This window comes from Variovorax palleresanus (genome assembly GCF_051144945.1).
Taxonomy (GTDB): Bacteria; Pseudomonadota; Gammaproteobacteria; order Burkholderiales; family Burkholderiaceae_C; genus Variovorax; species Variovorax paradoxus_S.
Genome location: NZ_JBJNVP010000002.1, coordinates 3051157 through 3067493, shown reverse-complemented (window position 1 = coordinate 3067493; position 16337 = coordinate 3051157). Strand labels below are relative to the sequence as shown.

15 protein-coding genes are annotated in these 16337 nt (G+C 66.0%); 3 read left to right on the top strand and 12 right to left on the bottom strand.

The window, feature by feature from the left end:
- The first annotated feature begins 204 nt into the window (after positions 1-204).
- Entirely contained in the window at positions 205-1191 is a 987-nt protein-coding gene (gene corA, locus ACJ7Z0_RS18330; protein ID WP_055800760.1) for a magnesium/cobalt transporter CorA, read from the top strand.
- On the opposite strand, the gene ACJ7Z0_RS18325 is transcribed toward corA, so the two are convergent.
- From ACJ7Z0_RS18325 to ACJ7Z0_RS18280, 10 genes are all read right to left on the bottom strand, one after another.
- A complete protein-coding gene (locus ACJ7Z0_RS18325) occupies positions 1184-1972 on the bottom strand; it encodes a 5'-methylthioadenosine/adenosylhomocysteine nucleosidase (protein ID WP_434790974.1) in 789 nt (262 codons plus the stop codon). The genes corA and ACJ7Z0_RS18325 overlap by 8 nt on opposite strands.
- 3 nt (positions 1973-1975) lie before the next feature.
- Positions 1976-3610, bottom strand: a complete 1635-nt coding sequence (locus tag ACJ7Z0_RS18320) for an ABC transporter substrate-binding protein (protein ID WP_434790973.1) — start codon at positions 3608-3610, stop codon at positions 1976-1978.
- A gap of 31 nt (positions 3611-3641) precedes the next feature.
- A complete protein-coding gene (locus ACJ7Z0_RS18315; protein WP_434790972.1) occupies positions 3642-4685 on the bottom strand; it encodes a peptide ABC transporter ATP-binding protein in 1044 nt (347 codons plus the stop codon).
- Positions 4682-5719: an ABC transporter ATP-binding protein gene (locus tag ACJ7Z0_RS18310; RefSeq protein ID WP_434790971.1), complete on the bottom strand. Its 1038-nt coding sequence runs from the start codon at positions 5717-5719 to the stop codon at positions 4682-4684. Before ACJ7Z0_RS18310 ends, ACJ7Z0_RS18315 begins: the two co-directional genes overlap by 4 nt.
- Positions 5716-6621: an ABC transporter permease subunit gene (locus tag ACJ7Z0_RS18305; RefSeq protein ID WP_434790970.1), complete on the bottom strand. Its 906-nt coding sequence runs from the start codon at positions 6619-6621 to the stop codon at positions 5716-5718. Before ACJ7Z0_RS18305 ends, ACJ7Z0_RS18310 begins: the two co-directional genes overlap by 4 nt.
- A 2-nt stretch (positions 6622-6623) precedes the next feature.
- A complete protein-coding gene (locus ACJ7Z0_RS18300) occupies positions 6624-7628 on the bottom strand; it encodes an ABC transporter permease subunit (RefSeq protein ID WP_434790969.1) in 1005 nt (334 codons plus the stop codon).
- Positions 7629-7678: 50 nt separating this feature from the next.
- Positions 7679-9358 (bottom strand): long-chain-fatty-acid--CoA ligase, encoded by a 1680-nt coding sequence (locus ACJ7Z0_RS18295; protein ID WP_434790968.1) that lies wholly within the window; start codon positions 9356-9358, stop codon positions 7679-7681.
- Between the two features lie 100 nt (positions 9359-9458).
- Positions 9459-10886, bottom strand: a complete 1428-nt coding sequence (locus tag ACJ7Z0_RS18290; protein ID WP_434790967.1) for an NAD(P)(+) transhydrogenase (Re/Si-specific) subunit beta — start codon at positions 10884-10886, stop codon at positions 9459-9461.
- The gene (locus tag ACJ7Z0_RS18285; protein ID WP_431120800.1) at positions 10883-11212 is read right to left on the bottom strand and encodes an NAD(P) transhydrogenase subunit alpha part 2; all 330 of its coding nucleotides are present in this window, start codon (positions 11210-11212) and stop codon (positions 10883-10885) included. Before ACJ7Z0_RS18285 ends, ACJ7Z0_RS18290 begins: the two co-directional genes overlap by 4 nt.
- Before the next feature lie 38 nt (positions 11213-11250).
- The gene (locus tag ACJ7Z0_RS18280) at positions 11251-12393 is read right to left on the bottom strand and encodes a Re/Si-specific NAD(P)(+) transhydrogenase subunit alpha (RefSeq protein ID WP_434790966.1); all 1143 of its coding nucleotides are present in this window, start codon (positions 12391-12393) and stop codon (positions 11251-11253) included.
- A 388-nt stretch (positions 12394-12781) separates the two neighbouring features.
- Between ACJ7Z0_RS18280 and ACJ7Z0_RS18275 the strand changes: the two genes are divergently transcribed.
- Both ACJ7Z0_RS18275 and ACJ7Z0_RS18270 read left to right on the top strand, forming a co-directional pair.
- Complete coding sequence (locus ACJ7Z0_RS18275) at positions 12782-13489, top strand: response regulator transcription factor (RefSeq protein ID WP_434790965.1); 708 nt, start codon at positions 12782-12784, stop codon at positions 13487-13489.
- A gap of 132 nt (positions 13490-13621) precedes the next feature.
- Positions 13622-14104: an NUDIX hydrolase gene (locus ACJ7Z0_RS18270; RefSeq protein WP_431125531.1), complete on the top strand. Its 483-nt coding sequence runs from the start codon at positions 13622-13624 to the stop codon at positions 14102-14104.
- A 27-nt stretch (positions 14105-14131) separates the two neighbouring features.
- Here the strand turns inward: ACJ7Z0_RS18270 and mnmA are convergent, their stop codons facing one another.
- The gene (mnmA, locus tag ACJ7Z0_RS18265) at positions 14132-15250 is read right to left on the bottom strand and encodes a tRNA 2-thiouridine(34) synthase MnmA (RefSeq protein WP_434790964.1); all 1119 of its coding nucleotides are present in this window, start codon (positions 15248-15250) and stop codon (positions 14132-14134) included.
- 61 nt (positions 15251-15311) lie between these two features.
- Positions 15312-16298 (bottom strand): LLM class flavin-dependent oxidoreductase, encoded by a 987-nt coding sequence (locus tag ACJ7Z0_RS18260; protein WP_434790963.1) that lies wholly within the window; start codon positions 16296-16298, stop codon positions 15312-15314.
- Between the last annotated feature and the right edge of the window lie 39 nt (positions 16299-16337).

Below are 16337 nucleotides of genomic sequence, written 5' to 3'. Positions count from 1 at the left end.
CTGTATGTCCATCCAGATCGGCAGCCTCCCGTCACATGGCCGATGACATAATCGCGCCTCGCTGCAACTGGAGACCGCACCTTGGAAACCGCCCCGTCTCGGCAGCTTTCAACTCCCCTCTGACGCCTTGCCTGCGCGGGACCGGGAATTGAAAGCGCCCCTTCCCTCGCCCCATCGCCTCAGCCATTTCACGGGAGTGAGCCCATGCTCAATATCTTTACGCTCGCCAACGGCCGCCTCGTCCAGGAAGAGATCGAAGCGCTCGAGGAGCTTTCCAAGTTCCAGCCGATCTGGGTCGACCTCGAATCGCCCACCCTCGAAGAGAAGCGCTGGATCAAGCAGTACTACGGCCTTTCGATTCCCGAGGACGCGATGGACGAGGACATCGAGGAGTCGGCGCGCTTCTATGAAGAAGACAACGGCGAACTGCACATCCGCTCCGACTTCCTGATCGACGACGACGAAGACCCGCGGTCGGTGCGCGTGGCGTTCATCCTGAACCAGCACAACACCGAACTGCGCAGCCGCGGCGTGCTGTTCTCGATCCACGACGAAGACGTGCCCGTGTTCCGCCTGCTGCGCATGCGCGCACGCCGCGCGCCGGGACTCATCGAGGACGCGAAGGAAGTGCTGCTCAAGCTGTTCGACGCCGACGCCGAATACTCGGCCGACACGCTCGAGAACATCTACGACGAACTCGAAGTGGCCGGCAAGAAGGTGCTCGAAGGCAACGTCAGCGACGAGCTGGCCGGCGAAGTTCTGGCGGCGATCGCGCGCCAGGAAGACTTGAACGGCCGCATCCGCCGCAACGTGATGGACACGCGCCGCGCGGTGAGCTTCATGATGCGCAGCCGCATGCTCAACGCCGAGCAGTTCGAGGAGGCGCGGCAGATCCTGCGCGACATCGAATCGCTCGACAACCACACGGCCTTCCTGTTCGACAAGATCAACTTCCTGATGGATGCGACCGTCGGTTTCATCAACATCAACCAGAACAAGACCATCAAGATCTTCTCGGTGGCCAGCGTGGCGCTGCTGCCGCCCACGCTGATCGCGAGCATCTACGGCATGAACTTCAAGTTCATGCCCGAGCTCGACTGGTCGCTGGGCTATCCGTATGCGCTGGCATTGATGGCGGCCAGCGCGCTGGTGCCGATGTGGTACTTCCGCCGGCGCGGCTGGCTCAAGTAGCAGCGGGCGTTACCGAGGAAGAAGGCAGCGTGGCCAGCCACGCATCGACCAGCGCAAGGCTGTAGCGGCTCGCCACCTCGACAACGAAGCGCGCGAAGTCGCCATGCGCGGCGTCGTCGGCGCGGTCCGAAATCGTCCGCATTGCTGCGAACGGCACGCCATAGTCGTGGCACGCCTGCGCCATGGCGGCTCCTTCCATCTCGACCGCGAGCGCGTCGGGCAGGTCGCGCCGCAGCGCCTCGCTCTCGGCGCTGGTCGACACGAAGCGGTCGCCGCTCACCAGCAGGCCGCGGTGCACCTTGGGCGCTTGAATGCCGAACTCGTCGACGGCCTGCTGGCCGATCAACGCCACCGGGTCGCGCAGCACACCGGCCGCCACCTCCGCCAGCGCATTGCCAATGGCCGCGTCGGCCGCGAAGCGCGCCATGCCCGAGAGCGGCACCTCGTACTTCGGAAAGATCGGCGAGGCGTCGAGGTCGTGCTGCAGCAGTTCCGACGCGACCACCACGTCGCCCACGTTCACGCCCGGCGCAAGCCCGCCGGCAACGCCCGTGAACACGATGGCCCGCACGCCGAAGCGCTCGAGCAGCACCGTGGCCGTGACCGCAGCGGCCACCTTGCCAATGCGCGACAGCACCGCGACCACCGGCTGGCCGTGCAGATGGCCGACCCAGAAGTCGCGGCCCGCGACGCGCACGCGCTGCTCGTCCGGCATCTGCGCGAGGAGCGCGCTGAGCTCCTCGTGCATTGCAGCGACGATGGCAAACGGTGCATCGCTCATCGGCTACTTGATGTCGACGCCATAGAAGGTGTGGCGGCCGAAGGGACTGAGCTTGAAGTCGACGACTTCCTTGCGCACCGGCTTCAGCTGCACCGCATGCGCGATGGTGAACCACGGCGCCTGTTCCTTGAAGATGACCTGCGCCTTCTTGTAGAGCGCATCGCGGTCGGCCTGCTTGGTTGCGCTCTTGGCCTTCAGCACCAGGTCTTCATACGGCTGGTAGCAGAACTTGGAGATGTTGCTGCCGCTCGCCGACTTGGCCGAGGCGCAGCCCAGCAGCGTGTAGAGGAAATTGTCCGGGTCGCCGTTGTCGCCGGTCCAGCCCAGCATGCCCATCTGGTGCTCGCCGGCCTGCAGGCGCTTGCGGTATTCGCCCCACTCGAAGCTCTTGATCTCGGCCTTGACGTTGATCTTGGCGAGATCGGCCTGCATCAATTCGGCAATGCGCTTGGCGTTCGGGTTGTAGGGCCGCTGCACCGGCATGGCCCACAGGTCGGTCGAGAAGCCATCGGGAAAACCGGCCTGCGCCAGCAGCTTCTTCGCGGCCTCGGGATCGTAGGGGTCGTCCTTGACCGCGTCGTTGTAGGACCACAGCGTGGGCGGGATCGGGTTCTTCGCGGCCACGCCGGTCGACAGGTACACGCCGTCGATGATCGCCTTCTTGTTGATCGCCATGTTGATGGCCTTGCGCACGCGCACGTCGTCAAAGGGCTTCTTGGTGGTGTTGTACGAGAGGTAGCCCACGTTGAGGCCGGGCTGCTCGAGCACCTGCACGTTCGGGTCCTTGCGGATCGCATCGAGGTCGGCCGGGTTCGGGTACGGCATGACGTGGCATTCGCCCTTCTGCAGCTTGGCCCAGCGCACCGAGGCATCGGGCGTGATCGCGAACACGAGGTCGTCGATCTTCGCCTTGCCGCCCCAGTACTGCGGGAAGGCCTTGAAGCGGATGACCGCATCCTTCTGGTATTGCACGAGGTAGAACGGTCCGGTGCCGACCGGGTCCTGGTCGACCTTCTCCGGCGTGCCGGCCTTCAGCATGGCGATGGCGTATTCCTTCGACTGGATGCCGGCGTACTGCATCGCGAGGTTGGCCAGGAACGGCGCCTCGGCCTGGTTGAGCACGATCTTCACCGTGTACTCGTCGACGCGGTCGACCGACTTCAAGAGCTTGGGCATGCCCATGTCGTTGAAGTAGGAGTGGTTCTGGCTCGTGACCTTGAAGAAGGGGTCGCTCTCCTTCCACTGCCGTTCGAGCATGAAGATGAAGTCGTCGGCGTTGAAGTCGCGCGTGGGCTTGAAAGTCTTGCTGGTGCTGTGCCACTTGACGCCCTTGCGCAGGTGGAAGGTGTACTGCGTGCCATCGGCCGAGATGTCCCATTTTTCTGCCAGGCCGGGCACGACCTTGGTGCCGCCGCGCTCGAACTCGACGATGGTGTTGTAGACCTGCGTGGTCACGTCGAACGAGGTGCCGGTGGTGTTCACGCCCGGATAGAAGTTCTCGGGGCTGCCCTCCGAACAGTAGACCAGCGTCTTGGCGGACACGGCGCCGGAGGCGAGGGTGAGCACGGCAAGTGCCGTCGGCGCGAGCAGCGCGGCAAGCTTTGGCAAGCGGCGCGAAATGGATGGCTGGGTCTTCATGGCAACTCCTTGGGACACGGGTTGAAGTGAACTAGGTTTTCATCGCCAGAGGCGCGACGAACGGCGGAGACAACGGCAAGTCGGCGCGCACCGGCGCAGCGCCTTCGAGAAACTTCTCGGCGTAGTGGCAGGCCACCAGCCGCTCGTCGAGCGCGCGCAGCAAGGGCCGCTCTTCGCGGCAGCGCTCTGTCACGTGCGGGCAGCGCGTGCTGAAGACGCAGCCGGGCGGCGGATTCAGCGGCGATGGCAGCTCGCCCTTGAGCACGATGCGCTGGCTGCTGAGCCCGGGCGTGGACGCCAGCAGCGCCTGCGTGTAGGGATGCAGCGGCCGCGCGAAGATGCGCGCCTTCGGGCCCTGCTCCACCGCATGGCCGAGGTACATCACCAGCACGTCGTGCGCGATGTGCCGCACCACGCCCAGGTCGTGCGAAATGAAGAGGTAGGCCAGGCCGAGTTCGGCCTGCAGGTCGGCCAGCAGGTTCAGCACCTGCGCCTGGATCGACACGTCGAGCGCCGACACCGGCTCGTCGGCTACCAGGAGGCGCGGCTCCAGCATGAGCGCGCGCGCAATGGCAATGCGCTGGCGCTGCCCGCCCGAGAACATGTGCGGATAGCGGTTGGCGTACTCGGGCCGCAGGCCCACGCGCGCGAGCATCTCGCGCGCCTTGGCAGCGCGCTCGGTCTTGCCGAGCGTGGTGTTGATGGCCAGCGGATCTTCGAGCACGGTGGAGATCTTCTTGCGCGGATTGAGCGAGCCATAGGGGTTCTGGAACACCAGCTGAACGGCCTGACGCAGCTCGCGCCGGCGCTCGGCGGGCGGGTCCACCGCATCGTGGCCGACCAGCGTGAGCTGCCCGGCCGTCGGCTTCTCGATCAGCGCGACCATGCGCGCGAGCGTGGACTTGCCGCAACCCGATTCGCCGACCACCGCCAGCGTGCGGCCGCGCTCGATGCGAAACGAGATATCGCCCACCGCGCGCAGCTGCGCAGGCGCGCGGAACATGCCGCGCCGTACGGCGTAGGTGCGCTGCAGGTTGCGCGCATCGACGACCACATCGCCCAGTGCGGCGCTCACGGCAGCACCTCCATGGCTTGCGACCGCGGCCGGTCTGCCTCGATGGCGGCCAGCCGCCCCGGCTCGCCGAGCGGAAAATGGCAGCGCACTTCGGCGCCCGGTTGAGACGCGACCGCACGCAGCGCCGGCCGCACGTTGCAGGCCTTCGTCGTCACGTAGCTGCAGCGCGGCGCGAACAGGCAACCGGTGGGCCGGTCGTGCACGCCGGGCACCACGCCCGCGATGGTGGCAAGCCGCCCCTCGGGCGCCGCGCGCTCGGGCAACGCGGCCAGCAGGGCCTCGGTATAGGGGTGTTGCGGATTCGCGAAGAGCCGGTCGACGCGCTGCTGCTCCATCACCTGGCCCGCATACATGACGGCAATGCGCTGCGCCATTTCGCTCACCACGCCCATGTTGTGCGTGATGAGCACCAGCGCCATGCCGCGCTCTTTCTGCAGGTCGCGCAGCAGGTCGAGGATCTGTGCCTGGATCGTCACGTCGAGCGCGGTGGTCGGCTCGTCGGCGATCAAGAGGCGCGGATTGCAGGCAATGGCCATCGCGATCATCACGCGCTGGTTCATGCCGCCCGAAAGCTGGTGCGGGTAGCTGCCAAGGCGCGACGACGCGGCGGGTATGCCGACCTGTTCGAGCAGTTCGGTCGCGCGCTTCTTTGCCGTGCGCCGGTCCAGGTGCAGATGCAGCCGCAGCGTTTCCATCAGCTGGAAGCCGATGGTGAAGCAGGGGTTGAGGCTGGTGGTCGGCTCCTGGAAGATCATCGCGACCTCCTTGCCGACCAGCGCGCGGCGGGCCTTGTCGGAAATGCCGAGCAGCTCCTTGCCCGCAAAGCGCATGTGGTCCGCGCGCACCCGGCCCGGAAAGCCGACGAGGCCCATCAGCGCCATCATGGTCACGCTCTTGCCCGAGCCCGATTCGCCGACGATGCCAAGGACCTCGCCCTCCTCGAGCGTGAGGCTCACGCCGTCGACGGCATGCAGCACGCCGCCTTGCGTGGGGAACTCCACATGCAGGTCCTTGATGTCCAGCAGCATGTTCATCTCTTGAGCTTCGGGTCGAGCGCGTCGCGCAGGCCGTCGCCCAGCAGGTTGAAGGCCAGCACGGCCGCGAGGATGGCCAGGCCCGGGAAGGTGACGACCCACCAGGCGCGCAGCACGAACTCGCGCGCATCGGCCAGCATCGTTCCCCATTCGGGTGACGGCGGCTGCGCGCCGAGGCCCAGGAAGCCGAGCGCGGCCGCATCGAGAATGGCCGTGGAGATGCCGAGCGAGGCCTGCACGATGAGCGGTGCCGCGCAGTTGGGCAGCACCTCGCTGAACATCAGGCGCAGCGTGCCGGCGCCGCTCACGCGTGCCGCCGTGACGTAGTCGCGCGACACTTCGGCGATAACGGCCGCGCGGGTGATGCGCACGTAGTGCGGCAGCACCACGATCGCCACGGCGAGCATCGCGTTGACCAGCCCCGGCCCGAGGATGGCCACGATCACGATGGCCAGCAGCAGGCTCGGCAGCGTGAGCACGATGTCCATCAGCCGCATGATCGCGATCTCCAGCACGCCGCGAAAGAACCCCGCAATCAGGCCGAGCACGATGCCCGTCACCACCGAGAGCGCCACCACGGCAACGCCGATCGACAGCGAGAGCCGCGCGCCGTGCATGAGGCGCGAAAGAATGTCGCGCCCGATGGCGTCGGTGCCCAGCAGGTAGCTCATTGAGCCGCCCTGCTGCCAGGCCGGCGGCTGCAGGAAGACGGCGCTGTTGGTTTCGTTCGGCGCATGCGGCGCAATCCACGGCGCGAACAGCGCCACGAGCAGCAGCACCACGATGGTGGCGAGTCCGATGACCGCGCCGCGGTTGGCGGAGAAGGAGGTCCAGAACTCGCGCCAGGGCCCGGGCGGCGCCTTGCTCGCACCGGACGGGGACATGATGTCGGTCGAGGCCATGTTCAGCGCCGGATCCTGGGGTTGATGACGCCGTAGGTCACATCGACCAGCAGGTTGACCAGCATCACGATGCCGCCCAGCAGCAGCATGCCGCCCTGCAGCACAGGGTAGTCGCGCCGGCCGATCGCTTCGATGAGCCACTTGCCGACGCCGGGCCAGGAGAAGATGGTTTCGGTGAGGATGGCGCCCGTGAAGAGCACGCCCACCTGGAGGCCGATCACCGTGACCACGGGGATCAGCGCGTTGCGCAATGCATGCAGCGCCACCACGCGAAAGCGCGAGAGGCCCTTGGCGCGCGCGGTGCGAATGTAGTCTTCGCCCAGGACCTCGAGCATGGCCGAACGCGTCATGCGTGCGATGACCGCCAGCGGCACGGTGCCGAGCACGATGGCCGGAAGAATCAGGTGGTGCAGGGCCGACCAGAAGGCATCGGTGTCGCCCGCGCGCAGTGCGTCGATCAGCAGGAAGCCGGTCTCGGGCTCGACGAAATATTGCACCGCAATGCGGCCCGACACCGGCGTCCAGCCCAGCTGCACCGAGAAGAACAGGATCAGCAGCAGCCCCCACCAGAAGATCGGCATCGAATAGCCGGTGAGCGAGGTGGCCATCACGCCATGGTCGAAGATGGAATTGCGCCGCACCGCCGCAAGAATGCCGGCCGGAAGCCCCAGCACCAGCGCAAAGACAATCGCGCACACGCCGAGCTCGACGGTGGCGGGAAACAGCGCGAGAAACTCGCTTGCGACCGATTCCTGCGTGATGATCGATTTGCCCAGATCGCCATGCAGCACACGGCCGATGTAGATGCCGTATTGCACGATCACCGGCTTGTCGAAGCCATAGGCCGTGCGCAGCTGGGCGTGGCGCGCGGGGTCGATCCCGCGCTCGCCGGCCATGGTTTCAATCGGGTCGCCCGGCACCAGCCGGATGAGAAAGAAGGCGAGCAGCGTCATGCCGATGAAGGTCGGCACCAGCAAGCTCACCCGAGTGAGTAGGAAGCGAAGCATCGACCCGCAATATGCAAGATCGATGCCGCGGCCCTACCCGGGCCGAACCCTTACTTTCTGGCTTCCCGCAGTTCGCGCCGCAGGATCTTGCCGACCGGCGTCTTCGGCAGCTCGGTGCGGAACTCGACGGTTCGGGGCTGCTTGTAACCCGTAAGGTTCGCTCTGCAGTATTCGCGCACCTGCGCTTCGGTCAGCGACTCGTCCTTCTTGACGAGCACGAGCTTGACGGCTTCGCCCGTCTTGTCGTCGCTCACGCCCACGGCCGCGCATTCGAGCACGCCCGGAATCTGCGCCACCACGTCTTCGATCTCGTTCGGGTACACGTTGAAGCCCGAGACCAGGATCATGTCCTTCTTGCGGTCGACCACCTTGAAGTAGCCGCGTTCGTCGACCACGCCGATGTCGCCGCTCTTGAAGTACCCGTCCGGCGTCATGACCTTGGCGGTTTCGTCGGGGCGCTGCCAGTAGCCGGCCATCACCTGCGGGCCCTTGATCGCGATTTCGCCGGGCTGGCCCGGCGGCACTTCGCGGCCATCGTCGTCGAGCAGCTTGAGCCAGGTGCTCGGCAGCGGCAGGCCGATGGTGGCGGTGTAGGCCTTGCTGTTGGTCGGGTTGCAGGTGGCCGAGGGCGAGGTCTCGGAAAGGCCGTAGCCCTCGCAGATCGGGCAGCCGGTTTTCTCGAGCCAGAGCTTGGCGACCGCGGCCTGCACGGCCATGCCGCCGCCGACCGAGACCTTGAGGTTCTTCCAGTTGACGGTGTTGAAGTCAGGATGGTTGGCCAGGCCGTTGAACAGCGTGTTGACCGCGGGAAAGCTGTGGATCGTGTGCTTGGAGAGCTCCTTGAGCACACCCGCCAGGTCGCGCGGATTCGGGATCAGGATCAGCTTGCCGCCCGTGCGCATGCTCAGCATCATGCCCACCGTGAAGGCGAAGATGTGATAAAGCGGCAGCGCGCAAACGCCCGTGGGCTGCTCGCCGGCCGGCACCTGCGCCATGACGGGCTCGTTCCAGGCTTCGGACTGCAGCACGTTGGCGATCACGTTGCGGTGCAGCAGCACCGCGCCCTTCGAAACGCCGGTGGTGCCGCCGGTGTACTGCAGCACGGCCACGTCGTCAGGGCCGATGACCGGCACCTGCAGGGTGCGGCCCGCGCCCTGGTCGAGCGCATCGTTGAAGCGCACCGCACCCGGCAGGCTGAAGTGCGGCACCAGCTTCTTCACGTTGCGAACCACGTAGTTGACGAGCGCGCCTTTCAGGAAACCGAGCCGGTCGCCCATGGCCGCGAGCACGATGTGCTTGATGGGCGTGGCTGCGATGCACTGCTGCAGCGTGGTGCCGAAGTTCTCCATGATGACGATGGCCTTCGCCCCCGAGTCCTTGAGCTGGTGCTCGAGTTCGCGCGGCGTGTACAGCGGGTTCACGTTCACCAGGATCAGGCCGGCGCGCAGGATGGCCGCCACCGCGATCGGGTACTGCGGGCAGTTGGGCATCATCACGGCCACGCGATCGCCCTTGACCAGGCCCAGCCCTTGCAGGTAGGCCCCGAAAGCCTTGCTCAGCTTGTCGGTTTCCCTGTAGCTCATGTCCTTGCCCATGAAGCTGTAGGCGGTGCGGTCGGCGTACTTGGTAAAGCTCTCTTCCATGAGTGCCACCAGCGACGGGTATTGCGAAGGGTCGATATCGGCAGGCATGCCTTGCGGGTAGCTGCTGAGCCAGGGACGATCGGTCATGGATGTGTCTCCTCCAAATCGAGTTATCTGAAAACGAAAACGGCGCACTTGATGGCGCCGCGATGATCTGGCCCGCACTGCGCGGGCGCGGACCTTCTGCCTATTCGATGGCCTTGCCCATATCTTCCACTACTTTTTTCGCATCGCCAAAGACCATCATGGTCTTGTCCATGTAGAAGAGCTCGTTGTCCAGGCCGGCATAGCCCGCCGCCATGGAGCGTTTGTTCACGATCACCGTCTTGGCCTTGTAGGCTTCCAGGATCGGCATGCCGTAGATCGGCGTGCCCTTTTGCAGCGCGGCCGGGTTCACCACGTCGTTGGCGCCCAGGATGATCGCCACGTCCGCCTGCGCGAACTCGCCGTTGATGTCTTCCATCTCGAACACCTGGTCGTAGGGCACCTCGGCCTCGGCCAGCAGCACGTTCATGTGGCCCGGCATGCGGCCCGCCACCGGGTGGATCGCGTACTTCACCGTCACCCCCTTGTGGGTGAGCTTCTCGGCCAGTTCGTTCACCGCATGTTGCGCACGCGCCACCGCCAGGCCGTAGCCCGGCACGATGATCACGGTCTCGGCGTTGGACAGCATGTAGGCCGCATCGTCGGCGCTGCCGCTCTTGACCGGCCGCTGCTCCTTGGCGCCGCCGGCCGCGCTGACCGCCTCGCCGCCGAAGCCGCCCAGGATCACGTTGAAGAACGAGCGGTTCATGGCCTTGCACATGATGTAGCTCAGGATCGCGCCCGAAGAGCCCACCAGCGAACCGGCCACGATCAGCATCGCGTTGTTCAGGCTGAAACCGATGCCCGCGGCCGCCCAGCCGGAGTAGCTGTTGAGCATCGACACCACCACCGGCATGTCGGCGCCGCCGATCGGGATGATGATGAGCACGCCCATCACGAAGGCCAGCGCCAGCATCGCGAAGAAGGCCGGCCAGCTTTCGGTGAACATGAACACCAGCCCGAGGCCGACCATGGCCAGGCCGAGCACGAGGTTCAGCATGTGCTGGCCCGCGAACTGCACCGGCGCCCCCTGGAACAGCCGGAACTTGTAGGTGCCCGAGAGCTTGCCGAAGGCGATCACCGAGCCGCTGAAGGTGATGGCGCCGATGGCCGCGCCCAGGAACAGCTCGAGCCGGTTGCCGGTGGGAATGGGCGCGCCCTTGGCGATGCCTTCGAGCATGGCCGCGGGTTCGACCACGGCCGCGACCGCGATGAACACCGCCGCCAGGCCGATCATGCTGTGGAAGAAGGCCACCAGCTCGGGCATCTTGGTCATCTCGACCGTCTTGGCGCGGTAGGCGCCATAGCCGCCGCCCACCACCAGCCCCAGCAGCACCCAGGCCAGGCCCATGAGGTGGCCGCCGGCCAGGTTGTAGATCAGCGCGCCGGTGGTCACCACCGCGATGGCCATGCCGGCCATGCCGAACATGTTGCCGCGGATGGACGTGGTGGGATGGGACAGGCCCTTCAAGGCCTGGATGAAGCAGACGCTGGCAACCAGGTAGAGCAGCGTGACGACGTTCATGCTCATTGGGCGGCTCCCGCTTCAGCCTTGGGTGCGGCCTTTTTCTCTTTTTTCTTGAACATCTCGAGCATGCGCCGCGTGACGAGGAAGCCGCCGAAGATGTTCACCGCCGCGAGCGCAACCGCGAGCACGCCCATGGTCTTGCCCAGAGCGGTTTCGGTGAGCGCGGCCGCCAGCATGGCGCCCACGATCACGATGGCCGAGATGGCGTTGGTCACGGCCATCAGCGGCGTGTGCAGCGCGGGCGTGACGGTCCACACCACGTGGTAGCCCACGTAGATGGCCAGCACGAAGATGATCAGGTTGATGACGGTGTGGGAAACGGGATCCATGGGTTCTTCTCCTCGCGTGAGTGCCGGGGGGTGGCGGCTTATTTCTTCGTGACCTGGCCGTCGTGCGCGACGCGGCAGGCGGCGACGATGTCGTCCTCGAGGTCGATCTTGAGCCCGCCCTCCTTGGTGACGATGAGCTTGAGGAAGTCGAGCACGTTGCGCGCATAGAGCGCCGACGCGTCGGCCGCCACCAGCGCCGCAAGATTGGTCTCGCCCACGATGGTCACGCCGTGCTTCACCACGGTCTTGTCGGCTTCCGACAAGGGGCAGTTGCCGCCCTTCATCTCTCCGTTCACGTCGGGCCCCTTGCCGGCCGCGATGTCGACGATCACCGAACCGGGCTTCATCGACTTGACCATGTCCTCGGTGATGAGGGTGGGTGCGGCGCGCCCCGGGATGAGTGCGGTGCTGATGACGATGTCGGCCAGCGCCACGCGCTTGGCCACCTCGACCTGCTGGCGCGCGAGCCAGCTGGCGGGCATGGGCTTGGCGTAGCCGCCGACGCCGACCGCGGCTTCTTTTTCTTCGTCGGTGTCGTAGGACACCTCGATGAACTTGCCGCCGAGCGATTCGATCTGCTCCTTCACGCTCGGGCGCACGTCGGAAGCTTCGATGACGGCGCCCAGGCGCTTGGCGGTGGCAATGGCCTGCAGGCCCGCCACGCCGACGCCCAGGATGACGACGCGCGCCGCCTTCACGGTGCCGGCGGCGGTCATCAGCATGGGGAAGAAGCGCTGGTACTTGTCGGCCGCGATCATCACGGCCTTGTAACCGGCGATGTTGGCCTGCGATGAGAGCACATCCATGCTCTGGGCGCGGGTGGTGCGCGGCGCGGCTTCGAGCGCGAAGGCCGTGAGGCCGGCACCGGCCAGGCGCTGCAGGCCGGCCGCATCGAACGGGTTGAGCATGCCGATGACCACGGTGCCCGGCTTCATGAGCGCGGTTTCCGCCTCGCCGGGCGTGCGCACCTTGAGCACCATGTCGGCCCCGAAGGCGCCTGCCCCGTCGACGATCTCGGCACCGGCGGCCTGGTAGGCGGCATCGGTGACGCTGGCCGCAATCCCCGCCCCCGACTGCACGCGAACCGCGTGCCCCGTGGCGACAAGTTTCTTCACCGTCTCGGGCGTAACGGCCACACGGGTTTCGCCGGCCGTCGTCTCGGCAGGCACGCCTATCAGCATAGAGATCTCCTCAGGGCAAGGGCAATACGGAACGCGGGCAGAGCTTACAGCAAGATTACAGATGCCACTGTCGCCTAAATCTGCATGCCGATTCGCCTCCTGATGACCGCCGTCATTGCATTTATAGCTACATAAATGCTAGCGGGCGCCGAAACCCGGACCGAATCCCGCCGCGCGCGGCGCCCCATGCATTCGCCGGACCGCAGCGCATCGAGCCGCGCAAGAATGTCAATTATTTTTCATTTGTCGCCAAGTGCGCTTAATTTCTCCGAATATCGCCGATATCGTGCATTTGTTGCATGCACGCCGACCTTCCCGGGCAAGTAGATCGATAGACTTCCTTTTATTCGGCGGCCCGCAGAGGCTGTCAACATGAAGGGGCACGGAATTGCGTATTGCGGTACTTGATCACGAGGCCGATCAGGCTCTCTGCCAGGCCATGGCGGGTTTTGGACACGAATGCCACCCCTACACCGAAGGGCGAATCCTGTTGCAGGACTTGCGCCGGCAAACCTTCGATCTCCTCATCCTGGATTGGCGCCTGCCCGACATCCCGGGCATCGACGTGGTGAGGTCGGTACGCAACGAACTCAGGAGTCGCTTGCCGATTCTTTTCGTCACCGACCAGCACGACGATGCCGACGCGGTCGACGGGCTCAACGCCGGCGCCGACGACTTCATGACCAATCCCGTTCGGGCCAGCGAGCTCGAGGCCCGCGTCAATGCGTTGCTGCGCCGCTCCTATCCGTCTCAGCACGATGCGGAGCTCGTGTTCGGCGACTACCACTTCTACCCGCAGGCGCGCACCCTCAAGGTCAGGGGCGTCAAGGTCGAACTGAAGAACCGCGAGTACGAACTGGCCCTGTTCCTGTTCCAGAACCTCGGCCGCATGCTCTCGCGCGAGCACCTGCACGAAGCCGTGTGGGGCGCCGGCGTGGAAGCCCTTTCGCGGTCGCTGGACACTCACGTGTCCCGCCTTCGAACCAAGCTGGGCTTGCGCCCCGAGAACGGATTTCTGCTGCTGGCCATCTATGGGCTGGGTTACCGGCTGGAAGCCGTCGAGGCCAATACGCTGGCGGAATGCCTTTCGCGCTAGACGCAAGACAGCAATAGTGCGGCGCAGCCGGCTGCGTCGTCCGGCACAGCCGGACAGACGCGACTGACACCCGGGGAATCTATGGAGCGATACTGTCTCCAATCGCTCTCTCCCCACTTGCCCGCGCGACATATGACGAAATTCCGCTGGAAACCCAACGTCACCGTGGCAGCGGTGATCGAGCAGGACGGCAAGTTCCTGCTGGTCGAGGAGCTGACGGCCCAGGGCCTCAAGCTCAACACGCCGGCGGGACACCTCGACCCTGGTGAATCGCCCATCGAAGGGTGTGCCCGCGAAACGCTCGAGGAAACCGCCCACGCCTTCACGCCCACCGCGCTGATCGGCATCTACATGGCGCGTTCGAGCCATCGGACGGGCCGGAACGAAGACGATGTGATCTACATGCGCTTTGCCTTTGCCGGTATTCTTGGCCCACAGGAAACCGGGCGCGCCCTCGACGAAGGCATCGTCCGCACCGTCTGGATGAGCGCCGACGAAATCCGCGCCAGCGTGCCGCGGCACCGCAGTCCGCTGCTGCTGGAGTCCGTCGAAGACCATCTGGCCGGACGGCGCTACCCGCTCGATCTGATCCACGTCCACGATTCGGTGCGCTGACGGCTGCCGCGCACCGGTTTCAGGCGGTCAGACGATGACTCCGCCGCCGAGGCAGCGCTCGCCGTCATAAAGCACGGCCGATTGTCCCGGCGTGACCGCCCACTGGGGCTCGCCGAAGCGAAGGCCGAAGACCCCCGCGGCATAGGCCTCGTCTTCCATCTCGTCCATCTGGCAGGCCGCATCGGCCTGCCGGTAGCGCGCCTTGGATCCGTAGCCGCCCGGTGCGGGCGCCTCGCCCGAGACCCAGCTCGCGTCCCCTGCCGTCAGCGCGGACGACAGCAGCCAGGGGTGGTCATGCCCTTGCACCACCCGCAGCGTGTTTTTCTCGACGTCCTTGCGCGCCACGAACCATGGCGAATGGTCGCCCGAGCCGCGCTGGGCGCCCTTCTCCTTGACGCCGCCAATGCCCAGCCCCTGCCGCTGGCCCAGCGTGTAGAAGCTCAGGCCCTGGTGTTCGCCGAGCTTGCGGCCGCGGTCGTCCCTGATCGGCCCCGGCTCCTTCGAGATGTAGCGGTTGAGGAACTCGCGGAACGGCCGCTCGCCGATGAAGCAGATGCCGGTCGAATCTTTCTTCTTGGCGTTGGGCAGGCCGATTTCTTCCGCGATGCGGCGCACCTCGGTCTTGTGCAGCTCGCCCACGGGGAACAGCGTCTTCGACAGCTGCGCCTGGTTCAGCCGGTGCAGGAAGTAGCTCTGGTCCTTGGACGGATCGAGCCCCTTGAGCAGTTCGTGCTTGCCGGTGGCTTCGTTCAGCCGCACGCGGGCGTAGTGGCCGGTCGCGATCTTCTCGGCGCCCAGGCGCATGGCGTGGTCGAGAAAGGCCTTGAACTTGATCTCGGCATTGCACAGCACGTCGGGGTTGGGCGTGCGGCCGGCCTTGTACTCGCGCAGGAACTCGGCGAACACGCGGTCCTTGTAGTCGGCCGCGAAATTGACGTGCTCGATCTCGATGCCCAGCACGTCGGCCACGCTGGCGGCGTCCACGAAGTCGATGTTCGACGAGCAGTACTCGCTGTCGTCGTCGTCTTCCCAGTTCTTCATGAAGATGCCGACCACTTCGTGCCCCTGCTGCTTGAGCAGGTGCGCCGTCACGGCGGAATCCACCCCGCCGCTCAGTCCCACCACGATCCGTTGCTTTGCTGCCATACGCCCACCAATAAGCCCGCCATTGTCCCAGCCCCGCGCCAGGCCCGGCGGCGTGGGGGAATCAGCCCTGCCCGCGCAGCCCGGCCAGCAGCTCGTAGGAGCGCAGCCGCGCCACGTGGTCGAACACCTGCGAGGTGATCATCAGCTCGTCGGCACCGGTGCGCTCGATGAAGGCCTGCACGCCTTCGCGCACCTTGGCGGGTGAACCCACGGCCGAGCAGGACAGCACCGAGTCGAGCAGCGCGTTTTCCGCCGGGCCCACCTTCTGCCGATAGTTTTCGACGGGCGGCGGCAAGCGCCCCGGCCGTCCGCTGCGCAGGTTCACGAAGGCCTGCTGCCATGACGTGGCGCGAAATTCGGCCTCTTCGTCGGTGTCGGCCACGAACACGTTGAAGCCCAGCATCACGTGCGGTTTCTGCAGTTGCGCCGACGGCTTGAAGGTCTCGCGGTAGATCTGGATGGCCTGCATGAGCTGCTGCGGCGCGAAGTGCGAGGCAAAGGCGTAGGGCAAGCCCAGGTGCGCGGCCAGCTGCGCGCCGAAGGTGCTCGATCCGAGAATCCACACCGGCACCTCGAGCCCCGCGCCAGGCACCGCGCGCACGGGCTGCTGCGGCGTCTTGGACATGAAATCCATCAGCTCGACCACGTCCTGCGGAAACTGGTCGGCATCGGATTCGAGATTGCGGCGCAGGGCGCGCGCGGTGCGCTGGTCGGAGCCGGGCGCGCGGCCCAGGCCAAGATCGATGCGCCCCGGGTACAGCGACTCCAGCGTGCCGAACTGCTCCGCGATCACCAGCGGCGAATGGTTGGGCAGCATCACGCCGCCCGCGCCGATGCGGATCGTCGACGTGCCAGCGCCAACGTAGGCGAGAAGCACCGCGGTGGCCGCGCTGGCAATGCCCGGCATGCCGTGATGCTCGGCCAGCCAGTAGCGCCGGTAGCCCAGCTTCTCTCCGTGCTGCGCGAGCGAGAGCGAGTTGCGGAACGACTGCGCGGCGTCGCTGCCTTCGGTGATGGGCGAGAGATCGAGGATCGAGAACGGAATCATGGGCCGGATGATGGCGTGATCCGGCCATCCCTGCTCGTG